Consider the following 22,366-nt stretch of genomic DNA (forward strand, 5'->3'; position numbering starts at 1 on the left):
CGCGGCCCCGACGTCCCAACTGGCTAACCATGTCAAGAAGTGAGCGCGATATAGGCCTTACCGCGTGAGTCGGCAAGGGGAAAGGCGGACGATCGCGGAACCCGGCTGTTTGGCAGCCGGTCGAGGTTGGAAGCGACCGGTTTCGACCGGAAGCCTGCTGGCCGTCAGTACGGACTTTTCGGGGCGGTTCCCGGCCGGGTGAACAGCTTGCCGCGCTCGGCCCAGAAAACGAGCGCGAGGCCGACGACGGCGGAGATCAGGAAGGCATAGGCGAGCGGCAGCGTGGTGCCGTCATATTGCTGGCCGATCGTCGCACCGACCGTCGCCGCGAGCAAAGTCTTGGCGAAGCTCTGATACGATGAGGCAACGCCGGCCATATGACCGAAATCCTCCATCGCGATCGAACCGAAATTGCTGCCGATGAAACCGACGAGGCCGACGTTCACCATCATCAGCGCGGTGAACATCCACAGGGTCTCGGCGCCGCTGAGCGCCGCGACGATCTGCAATATCGACGTCGCCATGAAGGCGAAGACCGCCGATTGCGACACGCGCCGCGCGCCGTACCGCTCGACGATCGCGGCATTCGAGAAATTGGCGATCGCGATGCCCACCGCGACGCAGGCGAAGATCAGCGGGAACATCGCGCGCGCGCCGAACACCTCGGCGATGATCTGTTCGCTGCTGTTGAGATAGCCGTAGAGCGCGCCCTGCATCATCCCCGATGCGATCATATAGCCCGCGGCGCGGCGGTGCCGCGTCACCGTCGCCCAGCCCGCCACCATCGTCCTGAGATCGAGAGGGCGCACATCGGCGGGATCGAGCGTCTCCGGCAGGCGCCGGAGCCAGAACAGCATCACGATCGACATCACCGCGAGCACGATGAAGATCGCGCGCCAGCCCGCCACCGCGGCGATGCCCGCGCCGATCGTCGGCGCAATGATCGGCACGATCATGAAGACGAGGAATATCAGCGACAATCGCTTCGCCATCGCATCGCCCGCGAACAGGTCGCGGATCACCGCGACGACGATGACGCCGAGCGCGGCGCTGACCAGCCCATGGACGAAGCGCAGCGCGAGCAGCATAGCGAAACTGGTTGCCAGACCGCAACCGATCGAGAGCGCCAGATAGGCGAAGAGCGCCGGGACGAGGACACCCTTGCGTCCGAACCGGTCCGAGAGCGGCCCGTAAAGCAGCGACCCGAACCCGATACCGAGCAGATAGATGGAGATGACATGCTGCCGATCGTTGGCGACGGTCACGCCCAGCGTTTCGCCGATCGCGGGCAGTGCGGGCAGCATCGAATCGATGGCGAGCGCATTGAGCGCCATGACCATCGCCATCATGACTACCATTTCACGGGCGCCCGGCAGGCTCCGTTGGGGGGATTGGGCCGGCTTGTGCATGGCAGGAGCCTATGCGCCCAAGCCGCCGCTTTGGATAGCCCCCAAGGCGAAAGGGCATTGCTATGCAAAGAAAAAGGGCCGCCCGATCAAGGCGGCCCTTCGCTTGTTGCCGACGGGCGGGTCAGGCCTGGCGCGTGCCCGTCATCGCCATCGAGCCGAAGGCGCCGGCCTTGATCGTGCCGGTCAGCGCGTCGCCGTCGATCGTCGCTTCGCATTCGAGCGTCATCGGCATCGGCACCTTCATGTTCATCGTCCAGCTCAGCTTGTTGCCGTCGACCTTGCCATTTTCGACGTCGAGCGAACCCATCGCGCCGGCATTCTGCCCGGTGAAGCTGTCGCCGTTGCTGGTGACGGTGAAAACCGACTTCTGGTCGCCCATCGGCGACTTGGTGACGCAATCATAGCTGCCATCGACTTGGGACATTGGGGCTCTCCTTACTGAAACTGATGTTAGTTAGCGGGGGACACCGTTTCCACCGGCAGACCCAATCCGTCAAGCTGCGGTTTCACCACCGCGGCGTCGCCGACGACGACATAGACGAGATCATCGGTGCTCAGCGCCTTTCGCGCCGCTGCATCGACGGCTTCGGGTGTCATCGCTTCATAGGTCGCGGGCAGTTTCTCGTAATAATCGTCGGGGCGATCGAATTTGGCGATCGCGCGCAGCCCGCCGAGCACGTCGCTCGACGTTTCGAAACTGCCGGGCAGTTCGCGAACGCTGCCGTTCACGGTGCGCTGCAATTCCTCCTTGGTCACGCCCTTGTCGCCGAGGAAGGCCTTGAGATCGCTTTGCAGCTCCTTGATCGAATCGCCGGTGCGATCGGCCTGCACCGGCGCCGACACGATCCAGCTGACGCGGTCCTTTTCGCCCGAGACCTGCGTACGCACGCCATAGGACCAGCCCTTCGTCTCGCGCAGGTTCATGTTGAAGCGTGACAGGAAATTGCCGCCGAAAATGTCGTTCGCCGACCGCAGCACTTCCAGCCCGTCGCCGCCCTTCACGTCGAGCACCCTGCCCGCGAGGATCACCGATTGCGGCGCCTTGGGCCGGTCGACGAGCAGGATGCGCGGCTGCGGCTTGGGGATCGCAATCTCGAAATGCTTGCTCGGTTTCGCCGCCGCCGGCGCTTTCCAGTCGCCGAATGTCGCATCGAGTTCCTTCTTCACTTCGGCAAGCGTCGTGTCGCCGACGACAAAGATCCGCGCATTGTCGGGACGGATCCACGCCGAGTGGAAAGCCGCGAGCTGGTCGCGCGTCGCCGCGGTCACCGCCGCCGCATTGCCGAGGCCCGAAGGCGGGATGCCATAGGGATGCTCGGCGCCGTAAAGCGCGGGCATCAGCACGCGGCTCGCGATCGCGCGCGGTTCGTTGAGTTCGGCCTTCAGCCGGTTGAGCTGCTGCGCGCGCACGCGTTCCAGTTCCTTCGCATCGAACGCCGGGTTGCGCACATAATCTGCGAGCAGCGCCAGCGACGCGCGCAAATTCGGCTTGAGCGCGAACAGCCCGAGCGCGGTTTCGTCGGCGTCGGCATAGCCATAGGTCTGCGCGCCGAGCCGCTCCTTCGCTTCGGCAAAGGCGATCGAATCGAGGCTGGTCGTGCCTTCGTCCATCAGGCTGAGCATCAGCGACTGGGTGCCGAGCGCGCTGCGCGGATCGGCGGCATAGCCGGCGTCGAAACTCACCTGGACGTTGACCGTCGGCACCGTCGTCCGGCGGGCGAAAACCACCTCGATGCCATTTTTGAGCCTGGCGCGCTCGATGTCGGGGAATTCGAGCGCCTTCAGGCCCGTGACGCCGGGAAATTGCGAGCGGTCGGCGATCGACGTCGCCGCGCCGATCCCGCTGTCGGGGCCAACGTCGCCCAGCGCGGGGTTCCAGTAGCGGTCGGGCTGAACTGCGGGCGCGCCCTTTGCCCCCACGACAGCGCCGCCGCGGTTCTCACCGCCTTCGGTGCGCTCGCCGGGGGTATAGGTCAGCGAAAAGGCCGGGCGCGTCAGCCATTTGCGCGCGGCGTCGCGCACCTGTTCGGGCGTCGCCTTGGCGAGGCGTTCGAGCTCGACCTTGTAATGGTCGGGATCGTTCGAATAGAGCGCGCCCTCGGCCAGCGTCACCGCCTTGCCGCCGAAGCCGCCGACCGATTCGAGCTGCGAGATCGCGCCACCCAGATAGCTGGCGGTCGCGCGCTGCAATTCGTCGGCGGTCGGCCCGCTTTCGAGGAAGGCCGCGATTTCCTCGTCAAGCCGTTTCGCGACATGCGCCGGATCGACGCCTTCCTTGACGTCGGCCTGGACGAGGACGATCCCCGCGTCCTCGAACGGCGATGCACCCGCCGAGACGCTGACCGCGATCGGGTCCTTGCGCACCAGCGCGTTGTCGAGCCGCGACGACGACAGCCCGCCGAGCACCGACATCGCCATCTGGAGCGGCACGGCTTCGGCATCGTTGAGCCCCGGCATCGTCCACATGCGATAGATTCGCGTGGTCGGGATCATATCCTTGACCTCTTTCGCGAGCGGCGCGGGAAGCGTCGGCACCGGGGCCGCGGGCGCCTTGATCTCGGGGCCGCGCGGAATATCGCCGAACCATTCGCCGACTTTCGCCTTGGCCGTCGGTACGTCGATGTCACCGGCAAGGACGAGCACCGCGTTGTTCGGGCCGTAATTGTCGGTGAACCATTTTTTCACATCGTCGAGGCTCGCCGCGTCGAGGTCGGCCATCGAGCCGATGGTGCTGTGGTGATAGGGGTGCCCCTTGGGAAAGAGATTCTCGAAAATCTCGTATCGCAGCAGGCCGTAGGGATTATTGTCGCCCTGGCGCTTTTCATTCTGGACGACGCCGCGCTGGTTATCGAGCTTTTCCTGCGTCACCGCGCCGAGCAGATGCCCCATGCGGTCGCTTTCGAGGAACAGCGCGAGGTCGAGGGCGCCGGTCGGCACGGTCTCGAAATAATTGGTGCGGTCGAGGAAGGTCGTGCCGTTGAAATCGGTCGCGCCAACCTGCCGCAGCGGCTCGAAGAAATCGTCGGGAGCGTTTTCGGAACCGTTGAACATCAGATGCTCGAACAGGTGGGCAAAACCCGTCTTCCCCGCGGGTTCGTGCTTCGACCCGACGCGATACCACACCGACACCGCAACGACCGGCGCCTTGCGATCCTCATGGACGATCACGCGCAGGCCATTGTCGAGCGTGAAGGCTTCGTACGGAATATCGACCGCCTTGACGAGGTCGGCGGTCGGCGCGGGCGCCGCGGCCTTGGCGAGGGCTGGAGCGGCGGCGACGAGCGAGGTCGACAAGGCAAGGACGACAGCGAAACGATGGAAACGAGCCATGAAAATCCCCTAGATCAAGGCATGCAGGCGCAGGCCTGCCGATCGGGTGCCGGACGGCACTGTATCAATGGTTTAGGACAGCGCCCCCCGGCTTTCAAGGCCGATAGAATCGCGCCCCGCTCGCCTTCAGCGCCGCCGGATCGAACAGCACGGGCTTGAGCTTGTGCGCCACGAACAGGGGGGCCTGGTCATTGTAATGCGGACTGCCGGGGCGCGTCGTCGCCGCACCGAAGGGCTGGATCGATTCGGACTGCACCCGGCCGCTCCTGTCCCATGTCACGAACATGATGAAGCTGTCGCCGTGGCGCACCTTCAGCCGCCCGTCGGGCTCCGCGTCCCACAAGGTCGAGGCGCGCACCGTGTCGTTGCCGCCGTCGAGCGGCAGGTCGACGCGGTTCGATCCTTCGCCGTGGCGGAGGCGCAGCACGGTGCCGAGTTTCGGATCGAGCCCGCCGAAATGATCCTGCAGATGCGCGACGGTTTCCTTGAGGACGGTCCGCGGGTCGGGCGCGGCGCGGCGCTGGTAATGGCGGCCGTTCGCGGGCCGCAGCACCATCAGCGCCAGTGCGTCGCCCTTGCCCCGGCCGTCGAGGTTCCAGTCCCATGCCCGCAGCAGCCCCTGCGCCCGCGCGAGCGCCGGATCGCCCTTCGTATCGAGCGCGAGCAGCCGGTCCATCCACGCCTTCGCATAGCCGGTTTGCGAATAGGCGGTGTCATATTTGATCGCCTTGAGCCGCGCCTCGTCGATCGGACCCGACGCCTCGAACAGCTCGATCAACCGCGTCGCGCGATTGGTCATATCGTCCTCGATCCCGAGCAGGGGCGAGAAAGCGGCGGCATCGAGTTCGTCGCCCGGCCCCGCCGCGACCCACGGCGTGTTATTCGCGTTCATCACATAGCCCGAGCGCGGATTGACGAGCGCCGGAACGCGGTCGAACGGCAGCGTCTTGGTCCAGAGATCGGCCGACGTGTCGCCGGGCAGCACGCCGCGCCAATTATATCCGGCCGGCCGGTCGGGGAACATCGCATTATAGAAAAGCCCGATATTGCCCTTTGCATCGGCGTAGATGAAATTGGTCGCGGGCACGCCCTGCCCCGCCATCGCCGCGCGCCATTCGGCAAAATCCTTCGCCTTGTTCAGCCGGTAATATTGGGTGACCATATTCGCCTGGTCGATCCCCGCGTAGCGGATCGCGAAGGCGCCCTTTTCATACTTGACCACCGGCCCGTGGACCGAGCGATAAATGGTGCGCGGCACGGGCAGCACGAACGGGCCGACCTTGACCTTCAGCCAGATGCGCTTTTCCTCGAGCGGGCGCCACGCTCCGTCGAAACGGTAGTTTTCCCCGCTGTCGTCGAGGGTCAGCTTGTAGACGTCGATCAGGTCAGGCCGGTTCACCGTGTTGGTCCAGCCGAGATATTTATTGTGGCCGAGGAAGGGATAAGGCGAACCGGGAAAGTTCGCGCCGGCGAAGTCCCAGCCCTCTTCGGAATGGACGACCAGTTCGTACCAGGCGACGCCGCCGGTCCACGGCTGGTGCGAGTTCGAGACGAGCCGCGTCGCACCGTCGGACGATCTGGCCGGCGCAACCGCCATGCCGTTCGATCCATTGTCGGCCGGGTCGGTGCCGACCGGCGTCAGTTCGCGCGGGACGAGCTTGCCCGATTTGTCGAGCGCCGGTCCGCCCTCGCGTCCGATCTCGGCTCCTTCGACGAGCGAACCGAGCACCGAATCGAGCCCGAAGAAGAAAGGCGAACGCAGCACGAAACCCGCGACGACATCCTCGCCGGTCACCGGGAACAGCCCGGACAGCCGCACCTCGTCCGGATGCTTGTCGGCATAATGGTTGAGCCCCGCGGCATAGGCCGTGAAAAGCTTTTTCACATCATCGGGAAGCCGCGGCCAGTCGCGCCGCGCCGTCGCGCGCACGTCCAGCAGCGCCTCGGCATAGTCGATCTTCGCCCCATCCTCGCCGAGCATCGCGCCGGCGCGCCCGCGCGTCATCGCGAGCACCTCCTGCAGCGTCGAAAAATCATCCTCGGCATGGGCATAGGCGACGCCATAGGCGACGTCGGCGTCCGTCTTGCCGAAGATATGCGGCACCCCGAACTTGTCGCGCGCGATACGAACGTCGGCGGGCTTGAAAGTGGGCGGCGGGGGCGCTTCGGCGGTCAGCGGTTCCCAGAAAGCGAGCGATACGGCGGCAACGACGACCAGAGCCAAGAAGCCCAGAAAAATCCGTCGCAGCATCGTTGATCCTCTTCGTGGCCGGTCCGCGCGCATCTGTGGCGGCCATGTCGTCCGATGGCAAGCGGCTGTCGTTCGTCGAGGCGGATTTGCGGGTCGGCGGTGCGCCGCTATGCAGGATGCAGGTCATTGAACAACGGGGAATATCGAACGATGCGTATGAAACACCTGCTCCTTTCCGCCTGCCTGTCGCTCGCGCTCGCGCCCTCCGCGATGGCACAAGATATCACCGGATCTGGCGTCGTCCCCGCCACCGTCGCGAACAGCGCCGAACGCGCGATCGGCTTTGCCGCCAACGCGCCTGCGGGCGCGGCGCTTGTCGTCGTGATGACCGACGCCACCTTGCCGCCGCTCGACGGCGTCGCGTTGAGCGCGGCCGAGCGTCAGGCCGTCGCCGCAGCGGCCACGGCGGCGAGTTTCGACGGCAAGGCGGGGGCGACGCTGTCGCTGCGCGGTATCGGCGCGCACCCGCGCATCCTGCTCGTCGGCGCGGGCACCACCCCTTCGTCGCTCGCGCTGGCCGAAGCGGGCGGCAAGGCGGCGCAGGAACTCAGGAGCGAAGGGCATCCGGTGACGATCGCGGGGGCCTATGGCGACCTGTCCGCCGCCGACGTCGCCTATGGCTTCGCGCTCGGCCAGTACCGTTTCGATCGGTACAAGACCGTCGACAAAAAGACGCCGCCAACGGGCGCGGCGACGTTCGTCGGCGCCGATCCCGACGCCGCCGAGGCCGCCTTCACGAGCCGCTGGAAACCGCTTGCCGACGGCGTCCGCCTGTCGCGCGACCTCGCGAACGAGCCCGCCAACGTCATCTATCCCGAAAGCTTCGTCGCGCGCGTGCGCGACGCCTTTGCCGCGACCCCGGGCGTGAGCATCGAGGTGCTCGACGAAGCCGCGATGCGAAAACTCGGCATGGGCACGCTCGTCGGCGTCGGACAAGGCAGCCCGCGGGGATCGCGGCTGCTGGCGGTGCGTTATCGCGGCGCGGGCGCGCCCGACGCGCCCCTTGCCTTCGTCGGCAAGGGCATCACCTTCGATTCCGGCGGGATTTCGCTGAAACCCGGAAACGGCATGTGGGATATGAAGGGCGACATGTCGGGCGCCGCCTCGGTCATCGGCGCCGCGCTGTCGCTCGCCAGGTCGCAGGCGCCGGTGCACGTCGTCGCCGTCGCCGCGCTCGCCGAAAATATGCCCGACGGCAATGCTCAGCGACCCGGAGACATCACGCGCACCATGTCGGGCAAGACGATCGAGATGCTCAACGCCGACGCCGAAGGACGTCTCGTCCTCGCCGACGCCAATGAATATGTCGCCAAGGCTTACAAACCGCGCGCGATCGTCAATATCGCAACGCTCACCGGCGCGATCGTCAGCGCGCTCGACGACCAATATGCCGGGCTCTTCGCGCGCGACGAAAAGCTCGCCGACGCCTTGCTCGCCGCTGGCACCGCGAGCGGCGAGGAACTCTGGCGGATGCCGCTTCATAAAAATTATGCCGAAAAGCTGAAATCGGACGTCGCCGACATCCGCAATATCGCTCCGAGCCAGGGACCGGGCGCGAGCCTCGGTGCGCATGTCATCGGCTTTTTCGTCGACGAAACAACGCCGTGGGCGCACCTCGACATCGCGGGGGTTAATCAGGCCGACAAGGCGACCTCGCTCGTTCCGAAGGGCATGAGCGGCTTCGGCGTGCGCCTGCTCGACCAGCTCGCGCGCGGCGAGGAATAGAGTTTTTGCGGAACCTCGGAAGGCCCCTTGTGTTGCCAAATTGCAACACTATCTTGCTCCGTGAGAAAGGGGCTTTCTGAATGAACCTCGAAAAATTTACCGACCGCGCCAAAGGCTTTCTGCAGGCGGCGCAGACGATCGCGATCCGCATGAACCATCAGCGGATTTCGCCCGAGCACATCGCGAAAGCGTTGCTCGAAGACAATCAGGGCATGGCCGCCGGCCTGATCGCGAACAGCGGCGGCGACACCGCACGCGCGGTGCAAGGCATCGACGCGTTGCTTGCCAAGGTTCCGGCGGTGTCGGGATCCGGCGCCCAGCAAACCCCGGGCCTCGACAACGACGCCGTTCGCCTGCTCGACCAGGCCGAACAGGTCGCCGCGAAAGCAGGGAGCGAATATGTCGCCGTCCAGAACATTCTGCTCGCGATGGCGCTCACGCCCAGCACGCCAGTCGGCAAGGTGTTCGTCGACGCGGGCGTGAAGCCCGAAGCGCTGAACGCCGCGATCGCCAAGCTGACCGGCGGTCGTACCGCCGACACGGCATCGGCCGAGGATCGCTACGACGCGCTTCAGAAATTCGCGCGCGACCTCACCGAAGTCGCGCGCGAGGGCAAACTCGACCCCGTCATCGGCCGCGACGAGGAAATCCGCCGCACGGTGCAAATCCTCGCGCGCCGGACCAAGAACAACCCCGTCCTCATCGGCGAGCCCGGCGTCGGCAAGACCGCGATCGCCGAGGGGCTGGCGCTGCGCATCGTCAACGGCGACGTGCCCGACAGTTTGAAGGATCGTCGCCTGCTCGCGCTCGACATGGGCGCGCTGATCGCGGGCGCCAAATATCGCGGCGAGTTCGAGGAGCGGCTGAAGGGCGTGCTCGATGATGTGAAGGCCGCCGAGGGCGAGATCATCCTCTTTATAGATGAGATGCACACGCTCGTCGGCGCGGGCAAGGGCGAGGGCGCGATGGACGCCTCGAACCTCCTGAAGCCCGCATTGGCACGCGGCGAACTGCATTGCATCGGCGCGACGACGCTCGACGAATATCGCAAGCATGTCGAAAAGGACCCCGCGCTCCAGCGGCGTTTCCAGCCCGTTTTCGTCGGCGAACCGACGGTCGAGGATTCGATCTCGATCCTGCGCGGGATCAAGGAGAAATATGAACTGCACCATGGCGTGCGGATCACCGACGGCGCGATCGTCGCTGCGGCGACGCTATCGAACCGCTATATCTCCGACCGTTTCCTGCCCGACAAGGCGATCGACCTGATGGACGAGGCCGCGAGCCGCATCCGCATGGAGGTCGAATCGAAACCCGAGGAGATCGAGAGCCTCGACCGCCGTATCATCCAGATGAAGATCGAGGAATCGGCGCTCGGCAAGGAAAGCGATGCCGCGTCGAAGGACCGGCTCGCCGCGCTTCAGGCCGAGCTCGCGAACCTCGAACAACAGTCGGCCGAACTCACGCAGCGGTGGCAGGCGGAGAAGGACAAGATCCACGCCGAGGCGAAAATCAAGGAAGAGCTCGACGCCGCGCGCAGCCAGCTCGAGCAGGCGCAGCGCGCCGGCGATCTCGCCAAGGCGGGCGAGCTATCCTACGGCACGATCCCCGGGCTCGAAAGGCAGCTGGAGGAAGCGCAGGCGATCGCCGGCAATGCCATGCTGCGCGAGGAGGTCACCGCCGACGATATCGCCGCCGTCGTGAGCAAATGGACCGGCATCCCCGTCGACCGGATGATGGAAGGCGAGCGCGAGAAATTGCTCGGCATGGAAGAGACGCTGGCGAAGCGCGTGATCGGCCAGGACGAGGCGGTTCGCGCCGTCTCCACCGCCGTTCGCCGCGCGCGCGCGGGGCTGCAGGATCCGAACCGCCCGCTCGGCAGCTTCCTCTTCCTCGGGCCCACGGGGGTCGGCAAGACCGAACTCACCAAGGCGCTCGCGCGCTTCCTGTTCGACGACGACAATGCGATGGTCCGCATCGACATGTCCGAGTTCATGGAAAAGCACAGCGTCGCGCGTCTTGTCGGCGCGCCTCCGGGTTATGTCGGCTATGAAGAAGGCGGCACGCTGACCGAAGCGGTGCGCCGCCGCCCCTATCAGGTCGTACTGTTCGACGAGGTCGAAAAGGCCCACGCCGACGTCTTCAACATCCTGCTCCAGGTGCTCGACGACGGGCGGCTGACCGACGGACAGGGCCGCACGGTCGACTTCACCAACACGCTGATCATCCTCACGTCGAACCTCGGCAGCCAGGCGATCGCGGCGCTTCCCGACGACGCGCCGGTCGAACAGGCCGAGCCCGCGGTGATGGAGGTGGTGCGCGCGCATTTCCGGCCCGAGTTTTTGAACCGGCTCGACGAGATCGTGCTCTTCAACCGGCTCGCGCAGCAGCATATGGCGGGTATCGTCGATATCCAGGTCGCGCGCGTCCAGAAGCTGCTCGCCGACCGCAAGGTGACGCTCGACCTCAGCGACGCCGCGCGCGCGTGGCTCGGCCGGGTCGGCTACGATCCCGTCTATGGCGCGCGGCCGCTGAAGCGCGCGGTGCAGAAATATCTGCAGGACCCGCTCGCCGACCTGATCCTGAAGGGCGAGGTCAAGGACGGATCGACGATCACGGTCGACGAAGGCGACGGCGCGCTGGTGTTGACCCCGGCCTGAGCCTGGTCAGCCCGCACCCGGAACGGCGCGGATCAATTGCTGTGATTGACGGGTGCGCGCGTCATCGCCTCGGCGGTGTCGCGCGCATTCTGGTTGCCCTGCGCCCATGCCTGCTTCCATTGCTCGTTGGTGCGGCACACACGCGCCTTTTTGACCCAAGAGCCGCTCTCCTCGATCTTGCGGCATTTGATATAGTCGGGATGGGTCATCGCCAGCCCTTCGTTGAAGGCCCTGATCTCGGCATTGGTCATCGCCGACGGCGCCTTGTCGAGCGCGCGGCGGTTTTCGGCCTCCGCCGTAGCCGGGGCAGCGGCGAGCGCCAGTGCGGTCAAGATATTCAGCATGGGAGAGACATCCTTCCGTTCATTGCGGCCGGTCGGGCGCCCGCATCAACTGATCCTGCGGCTCCTGCGACACGCTCCACCCGCGCGCGAGCGTTTCCATCGAATCGCGCGCGTCCTGATTGCCCTTGTCGACGATCCGCTTCCATTCGGCGTTGGTGTTGCAGACGCGCAGCTTCTTGACGAGCGAGCCCACCTGCTCGATCCGGCGGCAACGGATATAGTCGGGATCGCTCGCCATCCGCCCTTCGTTATAGGCGTCGATCTCTGCCCCCGACATGTCCGACGGCGCGCGCGCGAGGCGCGGCTCGCCCTCACCTGCGCCCGCCGGTGTGGCGGCGATGATTGCAACGCTTATTGCCAGCGCCCGCATAGTCCTCCCTTTTCGCCCCGATGACCGATCAGTTCGAGTTCACGCCCTTGCCCACCATCGCTTCGGCGGTGTCGCGCGCGTTCTGGTTGCCCTGCGCGGTCACTTCCTTCCACTTTTCATTGGTGTAGCAAACGCGATTCTTCTTCACGAGCGACCCGATTTCGAGCGTCTTGCGGCATTTGATATAATAAGGGTGGGTCTGTGCCAGCCCCTCATTATGCGCCTTGATCTCGGTCGGGGTCATCGCCGACGGCGCCTTGGGCGGCGGCGCGCGATCAGCGGGCGCAGCGCTTTCGGCGGCGAACGCGCCGGGCGCGGCCAGCAGCGCGGCGGCGACAAGAGCGGGGACAATCCGGTTCATGCGTTTCCTCCTACCACGGGCACGGCCCGCAGCCTCATGGCACATATCATATTTGCGCGCGCGGCTTTCGCAAAGCTGAATCTCGGCCACAATCAAACGGCTGCCGCCTAGCGCGGCACGGCATAACCCGATGCATCGGCCGACGCGAAATAGCGCAGCAGCAACTCGCGGTCGCCGGCGGTCATATGCGGGTTCCAGACGTCGAAGATCAGCACCGCGCGCAGCTCGTCGCTATCGTTCCACGCCTCATGCTCGATCGTGTCGTCGAAGGCGAAGGCGGTGCCTTCCTTCCACTCGCGCGTTTCGCCCCCGACGCGAAAGCCGCAACCGGGCGGGACGATCAGCGGCAGATGGACGATCGCGCGCGTGTTGGTGACGCCGGTGTGCGGGGGGATGCGCGTGTGCGGTTTCAGCATCGAGAAAAAGGCGCTCGGCGCGCGCCCGGGGATATGCACCCCCGGAACCGCCGCGAGCGCGGCAGCGGTCGCGGGACAGCGGTCGAGCACCGGCTGGTTCGGCGCGCCATATTCCCACAGGAAACAGGCGCCCCAGTCGAGCCTGTTGTCGAGACCCGACCAGATGGTTTCGGGCGAGCCCGCCTCCATCCGCACATAGGGGCGCAGCGCCTCGCCCGGGTCGTCGAGCAGCGCCTGCAATTCGGCGCGGATCGCCGGGGTTTGCGCCTCGATTTCCCCGAACCAGGGGAAATGCCCGCGGTCGAAGAATTCGTCCGCAGGCAGGAAGGGATAATAGACACCCGCGCATTCGTTCCGGTAGATCCGCCGGCGGCCGAGCGTGCTCGCGATGAAGGCCTCGCCGCGGCGTGCCTCCGCCTCGGTCAGGTCGCCGCGCATGTCCACGAAAGCATCCGATGCCGCGGCGAACATCGTATCGGTCGCCCCCGCGACGAAGTCGCGGCCGTGCGCAAGCAATGGCGCGAGCGGCGGCGGCACCGGGTCGAGTTGCGCGCCGAGCGCGATTGCGGCGCTCCACGCGGCGAGCGCCGCACCCATTTCGCCGCGCGCCTCGTGGCGTTCGCCCTTGCGGATCCATGCCATCAGGTCGCGGCGATCGATCGCGAGCGCGGCGTCGAGCGCCTCAAGTTCACGGGCATCGTCGCCGAGCGCACGCCATGCCGAGCCAAGGTTGCGCTGCAAGGCGCCCGAATGCGGATCGGCCGCGATCGCCGCGCCGAAATGGCGCGCGGCGGCTTCATTGTCGCCGCTCTGCAGAGCCGCGATGCCGAGCCGGTTCGCCTCGACGGCCGAGGCGGGAGGAGGTGTGCTGGTCATGCCCGTGCTTGCCATCGACGGGGCCAGTCGGCAAGGTCGATTGATGACCGCCGCACCGTCCGTGTCCGCCATTGTCGATGATGCCGAATGGCTCGCGCATCGTTATGACCCGGGGCACGACGCCTTCCATTTTCGCCGCGTCGCGCGCGCCGCGCGCGCTTCGGTCCCGTTCCTGATCGACGCGCATCTGGGCGAGGAGGAGGCCCCGGTGATTTTGCGTCGGAGCGATTGCCTCGGCGCGATGGGCGCCCCACCCGCACCGCTCCATTTCATCTTTCACTCGGCCTATTGCGCCTCGACGATGCTGACCCACGCACTCGACCAGCCGGGTGTCGCCGCCAGCCTGTCGGAGCCCGTGCTGCTCAACGACATGATCGGCTGGCGCCGCCGCGGCGCGGCGCCCCGCGATCATGGCCGCGTGATGGACGGCGCGCTCGCGATGCTCGGGCGCGGCTTCGCGCCCGGCGAGGCGATGGTCGTCAAACCGTCGAACATCTTCAACCCGCTCGCCCGCGGGGCGTTGATGCTGCGGCCGGAAGCACGCGCGATCCTGCTCTACGCGCCGCTCCGCGCCTTCCTTTTGTCGGTCGCGCGCAAGGGTATGTGGTGCCGGCTGTGGTGCCGCGAATTGCTCGAATCCTATCTCGCCGACGGCTTTGTCGAGCTGGGTTTCGAACCGCGCGATTATTTCCGCCAGTCGGACCTGCAGGTCGCGGCGGTCGGCTGGCTCGCGCAGCAACAGGCCTTCGCCGCGCTGCTCGACTGGGCCCCCGCGCGGATCGCATCGCTCGACAGCGAGACATTGACACGCGATCCCGTCGCGACGGTCGCGGCGGCGATGGATCATCTGCATCTCGCGGGCGACCGCACCGCGATCGCCGGCCATCCGGCACTCGGGCGCAACAGCAAGTCGGGCGCTGCTTTCGCAGAAGGCGAAAGGCAACGCGACCTCGCCGCCGCCGAGGCCGCCTATGGCGAGGAAATTTCACAGGTCGTCGGATGGGCCGAGGCCGTCGCCGGTCAGGCGGCTATTCCGCTGACGCTTCCCGTGGCGCTTCCGGTGCGCTGACACCCCGGAAAGGGCGGTTTCGGCCGGAAGCGGCCGATAGAGATGTGTGCCCCGGCGAAAGCCGGGGTCCAGAAAGATGGCGCTAACCTGGCATATTTCCGCACTGGGGCCCCGGCTTTCGCCGGGGTGCACGAACGGCCGATAACCACCCCAAAGCGGTCGTCAAACAGCCGCACCATCCGCATAGAAAAAGGGGCGGACATTGCTGTCCGCCCCCAATTCTTGGTCGAAGCGTGAAGCGACTAGAACTTCAGCTTCGCCGACACCGCGTAACGGCGGCCCAGCGCGTCGTAGGTCGACGGGAAGGTGTTGCCGCTGTTGTAGGTGGTCGAACCGATCGAGTTGCCGACGATCGGCGGCTTGTTGTCGAGCAGGTTCTGCACGGTCGCGGTGAACACCAGATTCTCGCTGACATTGAAACGTGCCGTCAGGTCGAAATAATGCTGCGCCTTGATCTTGCGGAACTGCGGATCGACGACGCAGGCGCCCGGATCGGCACCGTCGAAGTCGGGGCAGCCCTGATCGTCGATCGGGAGCAGAACGCCGTCGCCGTCACGGTTCGCAGCATCCGCCGCAGCCCGGTCAGCCGCAAGCTGCGCCGGTTCGAACGACACAGCGTCCTGCCAGCGCCACAGCAGCGAGACGTCCACGGCGTCGAAGCCCAACGTGAAGCGGTTCGAGAACTGGAACTCCGGCTGGATCGAGCCGGTGAACGAGCAGTTCACGCTGTAGTAGCCGACGCATTCGCGGTTGAGCGAATCCGGGCTGGCAACGTTGGCGTTGAACTTCGAATGACGCGTCCAGTTGCCGACAAACGACCAGGCGAGGTTCGCGAAACCAACATCGGTGTTGTAGTTCATCAGAAGGTCGAAACCATCCGTGTACAGGCGGCCGAGGTTGTTGGTCAGACCGAACAGGCCCGGGGTGGTCGCCGGATCGCCGTCGAGACCGCCGGTGATCGGGTTGCGGCGGATCGACGTACAGGCCGGGTCGCTCGCGCTCGCCGCCGTGATGTTGTCGAAGCAGGCCGCGATGATGTCACCCGGAAGCGGCGTGCCCAACACGTCGTTGATCTTGATGTTGTAGTAATCAAGCGACAGGTTGAAACGCGGCAGGAAGTCCGGCTGGAACACCACGCCGAGCGTCCAGGTATCGGCCTTTTCGGGCTGCAGGTTCAGGTTACCACCAGCGGTGATGTTCGCCTGAGCCGCAGTCGGATTGGTGATGACACCGATGGTACCGGCCGGAGCACCCTGTGCGATACAGATCGCGCGAAGGTTGGCGTTGGTGGTCGGAGCCGCGCCCGCGCAGGGATCGATACCGAGGTTGGTCAGCACCGTCGAGGTCGGCGTGAACAGTTCACCGATGTTCGGCGCGCGAACCGCGCGGCTGTAATTGCCGCGGAACTTGACGCCCGCGCCCGGTTCCCAGCTACCGCCGGCTTTCCAGGTCCAGGTGTCGTAGCCACCGGCACCGCGGATGCTGTAATCCGAATAGCGGATACCGGCTTCGAGGGTCAGGCTTTCGAAGAAAGGCTTGTCCTCGATCAGCGGCGCGACGATTTCGGCATAAGCCTCATACACGTCATACGCACCGTCGATGTCGGGGGCCGCACCGCCGGCGCCGCCGAGTTCGCCCGCCGTCTTGGCGAGGAGATCCGACTGCTGCTGCGCCTTGTAGCTGCGATATTCGCCGCCGAGCGCGAAGCCGATCGGCTGCACCGCCATCGGCGAAGCGAAGCCGAGGTCGCCCGAGACGATCGCGCGAACCTGCGCCAGCGAGGTGCGGTTGACCGAGGTGCTGTTTTCCTGAAGGTAATCGGCCATTTCGGGCGTGATCGAACCTTCGGGGCCGAACAGATCGACGGGAACGCAATCGGTGTTGCCGCTCGAGCAGGTCACGCCGTCATTCGTCAGCGCGGCTTCGCGCCAGCGCGACTGCAGGGTGTAGCCCTGAATCGTCTGGATATTTTCCGATTCGCCGTACGCGCCCTCGACGCTCCAGTCGATCGTGTCGGTGATGCCGCCGCGGGCGCCGACGCGATAGTCGAAGAAGGTCGTCTGATAGTCGCTGATACGCGGACCGACTTCGGGGGTACGACGCGACAGCGCGGTCGTAACGGTGCGATAGTTCGGATCATCCTCGTCCACCGCGGTCGCCGCGGCGTCGCACTCGGCCTGCGAGAAGAGCGGCGTGTAGGTGCCGTCCGCCTGCGTCGTGTTGAAACCGCAGAACTGGTTACGCAGGTTCGCGGGCAGGAACGGGTTGTTGAGGTTGATCGTCACGGCGCCGCCGAACGAACCCGACGGCGCGATGATCGTCGACACGGTCTGCTTCGAGAACATGCCGCGCGTATAGACTTCGATCGCGTCCGAAACTTCGTAATTGGCCTGGCCATAGATGTTGAAGCGTTCGAACGGGGTCTGGAAGATGTTGAACGGGTTGAAGTTATAGGTCGCGAAGGTCGGAACCGCCGTGCCCGTCTCCGGATCGATCTGGAACACGCCATTGTTGGCGGTGTCGGGATCGGTGATCGGCAGGCCGTCGGGGCCGAGCGGGCGGGTGCCCGAGAAGCGCGACGGCACCGACGTACCCGAACCGATGAAGGTGTTCGAATAGCTGTCGAGCGTGTTGTTCGAGAAGGGACGCGCGCCCTGATAGACGGCGTCGGCCTGCTGGTAACCGACGCTCAGCACCGCGTTGCCGCGGCCGTCGTCGAAGTTGGCGCCGATCGTGGCGTCGACGCGGAAGATGTTGCCGTCGCCCTGTTCGGTCAGCTGCTCCGAAGCGGTGACTTCCAGACCGGCGAAATCGCGCTTGGTGATGAAGTTGACGACGCCGGTGATGGCGTCGGCACCATAGGTGGTCACCGCCGCGCCGGTCAGCGCGTCGACGCGCTCGATCAGCGCGAGCGGGATGTTGTTGAGGTCGACGCGGCCGTTGACGTCCGACGGAGCGACGCGGTTGCCGTTGTTGACCGCCGAACCGATGTTGGCGACCACGCCGGGCAGTTCGCGCAGAACTTCTTCAGCGACGTTCGACTGCTTGAGCTCGATCGTGTCGGCGGTCGTCACGTTGACCGGCGTCGACTGTTCGAGGTTGGGGTTGCGGATCAGCGTACCGGTGACGACGATTTCCTCGCCCGGTGCCGCGCCCTCGACGGCTGCGTCCTGCGCATAGGCAGGAGCCGAAACCAGGGCGACGCTCATCACGAGCGGCGCAGCACCCAGCTTCAGCTTGGAATAGTGGGTTTTCTTCACAGTGCAGTCCCTTGCTACTGGTGGATTGAAATTACCCGGACCCCCGGCGCGGCGACAGAAAGCCGACGCGCAGATGCCCCGATAGGGTGCGGGATGAAACTTCGTTCATGTGGAGTAAAGGGAATTCCCGGCGCAAAGGGGCGTTTCGCGGCGCATTGTGACGTATTTGCAACAAACTCGGAAAGCCACGAAATACAATATGCTGCATCGCGTCATTCGCGACATTTTGTTTCAATGGTTACGAAATGCGAACGCCGTGGCGACGCCCCGATCGCGAAGCTAGCCGCCGACCGGTCCCGCCAGCTTGCCCGGATCGAGGCGCGCGTCGCGCCATTTGAGGCCCCAGTGCATATGCGGTCCCGTCGCGCGCCCGGTCCGGCCCACCGTGCCGAGCCGCTGGCCCTGGACGACGCGGTCGCCGACCTTCACGTCGAGCCGCTGGCAATGGAGGAAAGCGCTGGATAGCCCCATGCCATGATCGACGATCAACAGATTGCCCTCGAGCGTGAAGGGTGCGGTCGCGGCGAGTACGACAACGCCGTCGGCGGGCGCCACGAAGGGCGTTCCTTCGGGCACCGCGACGTCGGTCCCGCTATGATAGCTGCCAGGTTTGCCCTGATAGACGCGCTGCGAGCCGAAGAAGCCCGACAACCGCCCGGTCACCGGCCAGCGGAACGCCTGCCGCCAGCCGTCGGACGCGACCTGCCTGTCGCGCGCTGCCGCGATCGCGGCGAGTTCGGCGGGACGGCGGCGCTGGAATTCGGCGTTGCTTCTCGCGCCGCCGCGATACGGCGCGTTGATATGCTCGATTCGCCAGCTACCCGGCGCGACGGCAATCGGCCGCACGACCTCGCGCCCGTCGGCGAGCGTCGCGACGAGCCGGGCCTCGGCAGGGGCGTCGCGATCGAAGGCGATCAGGAAGCGGCCGTCGGTGGCGAGCGGGATCGCCTTGCCATCGAAGGTCAGCGTGCGCGTGCCGCCCGGCGCCTGCCCGACCATCACCGCACCCTGCTCGGCGATACCCTGCAATGCGAAATCGGCGCGCACCGGCGGGGACGGCGGAGCGGGCGGGGGCGGGGGAACGGGCTGGACCGACGGCGGTGGCGCGGGCTTCGTTCCCGTATCGGCATCGGTCGACGGCACACAGCCGGCAAACACGGTCATCAGCGCAAGCGCCGCCCCGTATCGAAGCCAATCCGCCTTTGCCGGCCTCATGCCCCGCGCGCGGAGTCCAGCGCGGCCTGCACCGACAGCGCGGCGCTCGCATAAGGCTCCTGCCGCGCGACCGACCAATAGCGCAGCTCGTCGAGCCCGATCGGGGCGCCGGTCACCGCGCACAGCACATGGTCGCCCGGCGAAAGGATGCGAAAGCCGTTCGGCCCATATTGGAGGCGGGCAAGGCGGTTGCGGCTGGCGATCAACATGATTCTCTATCCATAAGGCGGCAAGGCATTGGCGCGACTATAACAGCATCGTCTCGCGCGGCCACCCCCTGCCCTTCGAACGGATTCAGAACAGCTCGCCCTGCCCCCGGCCCGGCCCGGCGGCGGACGGCTTGCGCGCGGGCTTCGGCGCGGCGGGCGGCGGAGGTTCGTCGCTCCCCGCCACATGCACAGGCACGTCGCCGTCGGCGAACTGCAGCCGCAGACGCCCGGCGTCCCTTGCCTTGCCCGCCGTCGCGACGATCGCGCCGCTGCTGTCGCGCACCATTGCATAGCCGCGCGAGAGCAGCGCGCGGGGGTCGAGCGAGGTCAGCAGCCGCCCCAGCCCTTCGAGCAGCGCGCGGTCGCGGTCCCAGCGCCGCGCGAGCAGCGCGGGGCGCAGCGCCGCGCCGCGCGTCGCCAGCCGCTCCGAAATCACGGCCAGCCGGTGGCGCTGGCTACGGTCGAGGCGATCGCCCGCGTCGTCGAGCCGCTGGCGCTGCGGCGCGTAAAGCGCCTCGCGCTTCGGCAGGTGGCGCGCGAGGGCCGTCAGCCTTTCGTCCGCAAGCCGATGATGGCGGTTCGCGGCGCCGATGATACGGCCGTTCCACGTCGCGAGCTGCGCCTGCAACTCGGCGCGCACCGGCACCGCCATCTCGGCCGCCGCAGTCGGGGTCGGCGCGCGGACGTCGGCGGCATAATCGGCCAGCGTCACGTCAGTCTCGTGCCCCACCGCGCTGATCGTCGGGATGCGGCAATCGGCGATCGCACGCACGACGACCTCTTCGTTGAACGCCCACAGATCCTCGATCGACCCGCCGCCGCGCGCGACGATGACCAGATCGGGACGCGGCACCGCCCCGCCAGGCTCGATGGCGTCGAAGCCGCGGATCGCACCCGCGACCTGCGCTGCCGCGCCGTCGCCCTGCACCAGCACCGGCCACACGATCACATGCGTTGGGCAGCGGTCGGCCAGCCGGTGCAGGATATCGCGGATCACCGCGCCGGTCGGCGAGGTCACGACCCCGATCGTGCGCGGCAGATAGGGCAGCTGGTCATATTTTCGCTCGCGGTCGAACAGTCCCTCGGCGCCGAGCCGCGCCTTGAGCTTTTCGAACAGCAGCATCAGTGCGCCTTCGCCCGCCACTTCGAGCGTATCGACGACGAGCTGATATTTGGAGCGCCCCGGATAGGTGGTGAGCTTGCCCGTCGCGATCACCTCGATCCCGTCCTCGGGCCGGAACGCCAGCCGCCCCGCCTGCCCCTTCCACATCACCATGTCGATCAGCGCATTGTCATCCTTCAGCGCCGCATAGAAATGCCCGGACGCCGCGCGCTTTGCCCCCGACAATTCACCTCGCACGCGCACGCGCGCGAAGCCGTCCTCGACCGTGCGCTTGATCGCCGCCGACAATTGGCTGACGGATAAGGCAGGCGCATTGTCCCCCGGCGTCGCCTCGGCTAACAGCCGCGCGTCGGTGCCATCGTCGGACGCCGTATCGGGAAAAGGGACAGACATGAATATCCTGCTGGTCGGATCGGGGGGCCGCGAACATGCGCTGAGCTGGCAGTTGGCACAATCGCCAAGCTGCGCCAAGCTCTATGCCGCACCGGGCAACCCGGGAATCGAGCTTTACGCCGAATGCGTGCCCGTGGCCGCCGACGATCTCGACGGGCTGGTCGCCTTTGTGAAGGCGCATGCGATCGACCTCGTCGTCGTCGGCCCCGAAGCGCCGCTCGTCGCGGGCCTCGCCGACCGGCTGCGCGCCATCGACATCCCGGCGTTCGGTCCCTCGGCCGCCGCCGCCCGGCTCGAGGGTTCCAAGGGCTTCACCAAGGATCTCTGCGCACGCGCCCACATCCCGACCGCTGCCTATGTCCGCTGCACCAGCGCGGATGAGGCGCTCGCGGTGCTCGAAGGTTTTTCGATCCCCGTCGTGATCAAGGCTGACGGACTCGCGGCGGGCAAGGGCGTGATCATCGCCGAAACGCGCGAAGACGCCGAAGCTGCGATCGAGGATATGTTCGACGGCGCCTTCGGCAGCGCGGGCGCCGAGGTGGTGATCGAGGAATTTATGACCGGCGAGGAAGCGAGCTTCTTCGCCCTTTCCGACGGTACCGACGTCATCGCTTTCGGCAGCGCGCAGGATCACAAGCGCGTTGGCGACGGCGATGTGGGACCGAACACCGGCGGCATGGGCGCCTACAGCCCCGCGCCCGTCCTCACCGCAGACCTCGAGGCCGCGGTCATGGACCGCATCATCCGGCCGACGGTGGCGACGCTCGCCGCGGAGGGCACGCCCTATGTCGGCGTGCTCTTCGCCGGGCTGATGCTCACGGGCGAAGGGCCCAAGCTGATCGAATATAATTGCCGGTTCGGCGACCCCGAGTGTCAGGTGCTGATGATGCGCTTCAAGGGCGATTTCGCGGCGCTGCTCCACGCCGCCGCAACCGGCGCGCTCGCCGGCGCCGAAGCCCCGGCCTTTTCGCACGACTATGCACTCACCGTCGTGATGGCGGCGAAGGGCTATCCAGCGACCCCCGAAAAGGGCGGCGCGATTCGCGGCATCGCCGATGCAGAGGCGGGCGGCGTGCGTGTCTTTCATGCGGGAACGGCGCGCGACGATCGCACCCTCGTCGCCGCCGGCGGCCGCGTCCTCAATGTGACCGCCACCGGCAAGAGCGTGACCGAAGCGCAGGCGCACGCCTATGCCGCGGTCGACAAGCTCGACTTCCCCAGCGGCTTCTGCCGCCGCGACATTGGTTGGAGAGAGATCGCGCGCGAGGCGCGCTAAGGGGCTGGCGCGAGGCAGCCCGCGAGGCGGGTGACAAGGGTGGACGTGCGCGAAAACGCGGAATAGGCTGGACAAAAGT

The 22,366-nt window shown here is 66.4% G+C and carries 16 protein-coding genes; 4 read left to right on the forward strand and 12 right to left on the reverse strand.

Features of this window, described 5'->3' with window-relative positions:
- Positions 1 to 164: 164 nt before the first annotated feature.
- The 4 genes from VSX79_RS14800 to VSX79_RS14815 all read right to left on the reverse strand — a co-directional run bounded on the left by VSX79_RS14800 (position 165) and on the right by VSX79_RS14815 (position 6,990).
- Positions 165 to 1,358: a multidrug effflux MFS transporter gene (locus VSX79_RS14800; RefSeq protein ID WP_257018007.1), complete on the reverse strand. Its 1,194-nt coding sequence runs from the start codon at positions 1,356 to 1,358 to the stop codon at positions 165 to 167.
- Positions 1,359 to 1,530: 172 nt separating this feature from the next.
- On the reverse strand, positions 1,531 to 1,833 hold the full coding sequence (locus tag VSX79_RS14805; protein ID WP_136173057.1) for a hypothetical protein: 303 nt from the start codon (positions 1,831 to 1,833) through the stop codon (positions 1,531 to 1,533).
- Between the two features lie 26 nt (positions 1,834 to 1,859).
- On the reverse strand, positions 1,860 to 4,739 hold the full coding sequence (locus VSX79_RS14810; RefSeq protein WP_179494109.1) for a M16 family metallopeptidase: 2,880 nt from the start codon (positions 4,737 to 4,739) through the stop codon (positions 1,860 to 1,862).
- Between the two features lie 94 nt (positions 4,740 to 4,833).
- Entirely contained in the window at positions 4,834 to 6,990 is a 2,157-nt protein-coding gene (locus VSX79_RS14815; protein ID WP_326913725.1) for an acylase, read from the reverse strand.
- A gap of 150 nt (positions 6,991 to 7,140) precedes the next feature.
- Here VSX79_RS14815 and VSX79_RS14820 point away from each other — a divergent pair, with 150 nt between their 5' ends.
- On the forward strand, positions 7,141 to 8,715 hold the full coding sequence (locus VSX79_RS14820) for a leucyl aminopeptidase (RefSeq protein WP_326913726.1): 1,575 nt from the start codon (positions 7,141 to 7,143) through the stop codon (positions 8,713 to 8,715).
- 80 nt (positions 8,716 to 8,795) lie between these two features.
- Entirely contained in the window at positions 8,796 to 11,375 is a 2,580-nt protein-coding gene (clpB, locus tag VSX79_RS14825) for an ATP-dependent chaperone ClpB (protein ID WP_326913727.1), read from the forward strand.
- A 32-nt stretch (positions 11,376 to 11,407) separates the two neighbouring features.
- On the opposite strand, the gene VSX79_RS14830 is transcribed toward clpB, so the two are convergent.
- From VSX79_RS14830 to VSX79_RS14845, 4 genes are all read right to left on the reverse strand, one after another.
- Positions 11,408 to 11,719, reverse strand: coding sequence for a hypothetical protein (locus tag VSX79_RS14830; RefSeq protein ID WP_179494101.1), 312 nt, complete (start codon positions 11,717 to 11,719; stop codon positions 11,408 to 11,410).
- A gap of 19 nt (positions 11,720 to 11,738) precedes the next feature.
- Positions 11,739 to 12,089, reverse strand: coding sequence for a hypothetical protein (locus VSX79_RS14835; RefSeq protein WP_326913728.1), 351 nt, complete (start codon positions 12,087 to 12,089; stop codon positions 11,739 to 11,741).
- A gap of 28 nt (positions 12,090 to 12,117) precedes the next feature.
- Entirely contained in the window at positions 12,118 to 12,450 is a 333-nt protein-coding gene (locus VSX79_RS14840) for a hypothetical protein (RefSeq protein ID WP_326913729.1), read from the reverse strand.
- A gap of 107 nt (positions 12,451 to 12,557) precedes the next feature.
- Positions 12,558 to 13,742: an aspartyl/asparaginyl beta-hydroxylase domain-containing protein gene (locus VSX79_RS14845; RefSeq protein ID WP_326913730.1), complete on the reverse strand. Its 1,185-nt coding sequence runs from the start codon at positions 13,740 to 13,742 to the stop codon at positions 12,558 to 12,560.
- 43 nt (positions 13,743 to 13,785) lie between these two features.
- On the opposite strand from VSX79_RS14845, the gene VSX79_RS14850 reads away from it, so the two are divergent.
- Positions 13,786 to 14,811, forward strand: coding sequence for a hypothetical protein (locus VSX79_RS14850; protein ID WP_179494093.1), 1,026 nt, complete (start codon positions 13,786 to 13,788; stop codon positions 14,809 to 14,811).
- Between the two features lie 242 nt (positions 14,812 to 15,053).
- On the opposite strand, the gene VSX79_RS14855 is transcribed toward VSX79_RS14850, so the two are convergent.
- The 4 genes from VSX79_RS14855 to xseA all read right to left on the reverse strand — a co-directional run bounded on the left by VSX79_RS14855 (position 15,054) and on the right by xseA (position 21,011).
- Entirely contained in the window at positions 15,054 to 18,071 is a 3,018-nt protein-coding gene (locus tag VSX79_RS14855; RefSeq protein WP_326913731.1) for a TonB-dependent receptor domain-containing protein, read from the reverse strand.
- A 279-nt stretch (positions 18,072 to 18,350) separates the two neighbouring features.
- Entirely contained in the window at positions 18,351 to 19,235 is an 885-nt protein-coding gene (locus VSX79_RS14860) for a M23 family metallopeptidase (protein ID WP_179494091.1), read from the reverse strand.
- A gap of 47 nt (positions 19,236 to 19,282) precedes the next feature.
- Positions 19,283 to 19,495, reverse strand: coding sequence for a DUF2093 domain-containing protein (locus VSX79_RS14865; protein ID WP_179494089.1), 213 nt, complete (start codon positions 19,493 to 19,495; stop codon positions 19,283 to 19,285).
- Positions 19,496 to 19,580: 85 nt separating this feature from the next.
- Positions 19,581 to 21,011, reverse strand: a complete 1,431-nt coding sequence (gene xseA / locus VSX79_RS14870; protein WP_179494087.1) for an exodeoxyribonuclease VII large subunit — start codon at positions 21,009 to 21,011, stop codon at positions 19,581 to 19,583.
- On the opposite strand from xseA, the gene purD reads away from it, so the two are divergent.
- On the forward strand, positions 21,010 to 22,287 hold the full coding sequence (gene purD / locus VSX79_RS14875; protein WP_326913732.1) for a phosphoribosylamine--glycine ligase: 1,278 nt from the start codon (positions 21,010 to 21,012) through the stop codon (positions 22,285 to 22,287). The genes xseA and purD overlap by 2 nt on opposite strands.
- Positions 22,288 to 22,366 lie beyond the last annotated feature (79 nt).

Origin of the sequence: Sphingopyxis chilensis (genome assembly GCF_035930445.1) — a bacterium.
GTDB lineage: Bacteria > Pseudomonadota > Alphaproteobacteria > Sphingomonadales > Sphingomonadaceae > Sphingopyxis > Sphingopyxis chilensis.